The sequence below is a fragment of the Chitinophagaceae bacterium genome, assembly GCA_007695095.1.
Classification (GTDB): Bacteria; Bacteroidota; Bacteroidia; order Chitinophagales; family REEL01; genus REEL01.
This window is the reverse complement of record REEL01000002.1, coordinates 1-2,581: the sequence shown is the minus strand read 5'-3', so window position 1 is coordinate 2,581 and position 2,581 is coordinate 1. Positions and strand designations below refer to the sequence as shown.

General features: G+C 36.2%; 6 protein-coding genes. 2 read left to right on the top strand and 4 right to left on the bottom strand.

Annotation, left to right across the window (positions count from 1 at the left end; all coding sequences use genetic code 11):
- The 3 genes from EA412_00055 to EA412_00045 all read right to left on the bottom strand — a co-directional run.
- A partial coding sequence (locus tag EA412_00055) for an XRE family transcriptional regulator (GenBank protein ID TVR84907.1) occupies nucleotides 1-168 on the bottom strand: 168 nt, incomplete at its 3' end.
- 31 nt (nucleotides 169-199) lie between these two features.
- A complete protein-coding gene (locus EA412_00050) occupies nucleotides 200-511 on the bottom strand; it encodes a hypothetical protein (GenBank protein TVR84906.1) in 312 nt (103 codons plus the stop codon).
- Complete coding sequence (locus EA412_00045; protein TVR84905.1) at nucleotides 511-747, bottom strand: hypothetical protein; 237 nt, start codon at nucleotides 745-747, stop codon at nucleotides 511-513. Before EA412_00045 ends, EA412_00050 begins: the two co-directional genes overlap by 1 nt.
- Before the next feature lie 149 nt (nucleotides 748-896).
- Here EA412_00045 and EA412_00040 point away from each other — a divergent pair, with 149 nt between their 5' ends.
- Both EA412_00040 and EA412_00035 read left to right on the top strand, forming a co-directional pair.
- Nucleotides 897-1,769 (top strand): hypothetical protein, encoded by an 873-nt coding sequence (locus tag EA412_00040; protein ID TVR84904.1) that lies wholly within the window; start codon nucleotides 897-899, stop codon nucleotides 1,767-1,769.
- A gap of 8 nt (nucleotides 1,770-1,777) precedes the next feature.
- The gene (locus EA412_00035; GenBank protein TVR84903.1) at nucleotides 1,778-2,311 is read left to right on the top strand and encodes a hypothetical protein; all 534 of its coding nucleotides are present in this window, start codon (nucleotides 1,778-1,780) and stop codon (nucleotides 2,309-2,311) included.
- Between the two features lie 115 nt (nucleotides 2,312-2,426).
- Here the strand turns inward: EA412_00035 and EA412_00030 are convergent.
- Nucleotides 2,427-2,581, bottom strand: a 155-nt coding sequence (locus tag EA412_00030; protein TVR84902.1) for a type II toxin-antitoxin system RelE/ParE family toxin, incomplete at its 5' end; no start/stop codon positions are given.

Genomic DNA, 2,581 nt, shown 5'->3' with positions numbered 1-2,581 from the left:
CTGCAACTTAGTTTTAGTAATAAACGCATCCAGAAAGGTGTAAATCATCTTTTTTTCTTCCGGCTTCATTTTATCTACTTCCTCAATGCGGTTGAGCATCTCTTTGTTGATTTGCTTTTCCGCAACCCCCTCCAGGTAATCCGGTGGTGCTTCAAAGGCATCGGCCATACGCCTGGCAATGTCAACAGAGGTACGGAAATTAATTAATTTTTCCTGTACGTTTTTCCCATATGGAGGGATTCAAATAGGTATTAATTACACCCATTATCACAACAGTTTTTGATTCTTCGTTGATGTAATAGTGTATCATGTATGGGAATTTCTTTACCGGCAGGCATTTTACTTCATCATAACGTACCTGAAATCCGGGGTTTACCCGGAGCGTTTTATATTCATGCTGTACAGCATTGAAAAATCTTTTTCCCAATCCTTTTTGGCGGGAATTGTACCAGTCAATTCCTTGTTGGATATCTTCAAAAACCTCGGGTTGAATAATCAACTTATATCTCATCAATCCAATTTGAAATCATTCTTTACATCATCCCAGTCAAGAGCTCTGTCCGGATTTTTCTTGTATTTTTCCATTCTTTCACGGACAATGTTTTTTTGCCATTCTGGTATCTCCATCAATTGCTCTTCTTTTTCACTAAGTCCTTTTATTTCTTTCTTCAGTTCTTCCCAATCTTTAATAGGAATAAAAACACCTGTAGTTTTACCCTTATTGTCTGATATATATTGCAAGTTCATGGTTTTTAGATTTTTGAACAAAATTTGGTGTTTAACAGAAAACTATTCCAAAGTTACAAAATTTCCTGTTTATCAAATAAATGTCAACCACTTAAAAGGATCTAATTAAAAGAAAAAAGCTGTATTTTTGGGCATTATACGCTCTTTGAATACCCTGTTTTGGAGCAGGTAAGGCTGGTGAGAAACATGATTTTTTTGGCGTAAACTGGTATGATTACGGGGCGAGATTTTATGACCCGCAGATTGCAAGGTGGCATAGTCCTGATGCATTAGCCGAATTAGCTCCAAGCCTCACTCCCTATAGGTATGGATTTAATAATCCTATTTTATTTATAGACCCAGATGGTTTGTGGGAAAGGAGAGCTAATGGATGGTTTACCGATGACCCGGAAGACATTCAACGTTTTTTTGATATGTTGTCGGCTGAGAGCGCTTTGTCTAATAACACAACTTTTAGTCAAATTAATAGTTTTGTCTCAGATGAAGCAGATGGCTCTTTAGGGAGGTTAAGTGATGGGTCAACACTTTTGAGTGGTTTTACTATGAATAAGGATAGGAGTAATACTCAGTGGTCTTTAAACACTCAAGAATTTTCCAAATCTTGGATGCAGGTTCAAGAAACTATTGACCCTTCACTTGAAGGCCAAAGGTGGGAGTTAGGCATGGAAACCACTATTATTCAGCGTGGAAATACTTTTGTGGTTAACTCCAGTGATAATTATTATACTAATTTACGAAATCCTAATTTACGAAGACAGTTTGATAAACAGTACTTCAAAGATACCCATTGGGCATTGAGAGACAGAAGGTTTACTTATCCGCTAAGGAATGAGTCTTCAATTCATGGTTTTATGGCAGGCTTTGCGGTGCTTAATATTCCCTCTTATCCATTATTTGTTTTACCAACTCCTGGGAATTTAAATACAGTTATTGAGCATGCGCGTAAGACAAAAGCAAGTTTTGAAGCAAGGTTTGATGACAAACTACAATTTTACTATAGACAGTACGGTATCATAAAATAACTTCTTGCATGGACATATATACAGCTCTTTCCAAGATTTGGGGTTTTTTTGTTGTTATTCTGATGATTCTAATCTCAGATAGGCTTCACCTTCATTTTGTTGTTAAAAGATTAAAAAGAAATTTAGAAAGCTTAAAGACCAATTATCCGACCTTGCTTCATGATATAAAAGACAGCGTATTTATAGCGAAAGGTTCAAACAGGTCAGCTAAAGAGCTAAGTGATTATTTGGGTTCTAATATTAAAATAAATGAATTAGGAGTGTTTTGTTTTGATTCAGAAAAAAATGTAACTGTTTTTAATGCTAACGGCAAACAGAAAGAACTATCCATTGTAGAAACGTTACCTAAGTCTCACTCAAAAAACAGGCATGTAGAAAGAGTAAACACACGTATTATGAGAATGGGATTAGACGTTTTTTCTTTTTACCAAAAGGGAAACTCGATAGAAGTTTATTATAAAATGAAAGATATGTGCGATTCTATGGTGAGTCTGATATTCATTGAGATTAAGGTTAAAAGCATATTTACGTTCATGAAATAACAAGTTGTTCAGTTTACAACGCCGCAATATTCCTCAACTTCACTGACCTGATAAGCCCGTGTCAATGGTGTAAAGGATGTGGTTTTTATCTTCCTTTTCCATTCCCGGTTCTTTGCTATTTGTAAATATCCTTTCTATGCCCCAAATCGACCACATCCACCAATAGAATGGAATCCTGGATTTCGTAGATAATACGATAATTGGCTACCCGAATGCGAAAAGCATCCCTGCCTTTGAGTTTTATAAACCCCTGTGGTCGTGGGTTGTTGC

Excerpts from the sequence above, each read along its gene's own strand:
- EA412_00050 (TVR84906.1), bottom strand. The coding sequence starts at position 511 with ATGAGATATAAGTTGATTATTCAACCCGAGGTTTTTGAAGATATCCAA.
- EA412_00045 (TVR84905.1), bottom strand. The coding sequence starts at position 747 with ATGAACTTGCAATATATATCAGACAATAAGGGTAAAACTACAGGTGTT.
- EA412_00035 (TVR84903.1), top strand. The coding sequence starts at position 1,778 with ATGGACATATATACAGCTCTTTCCAAGATTTGGGGTTTTTTTGTTGTT.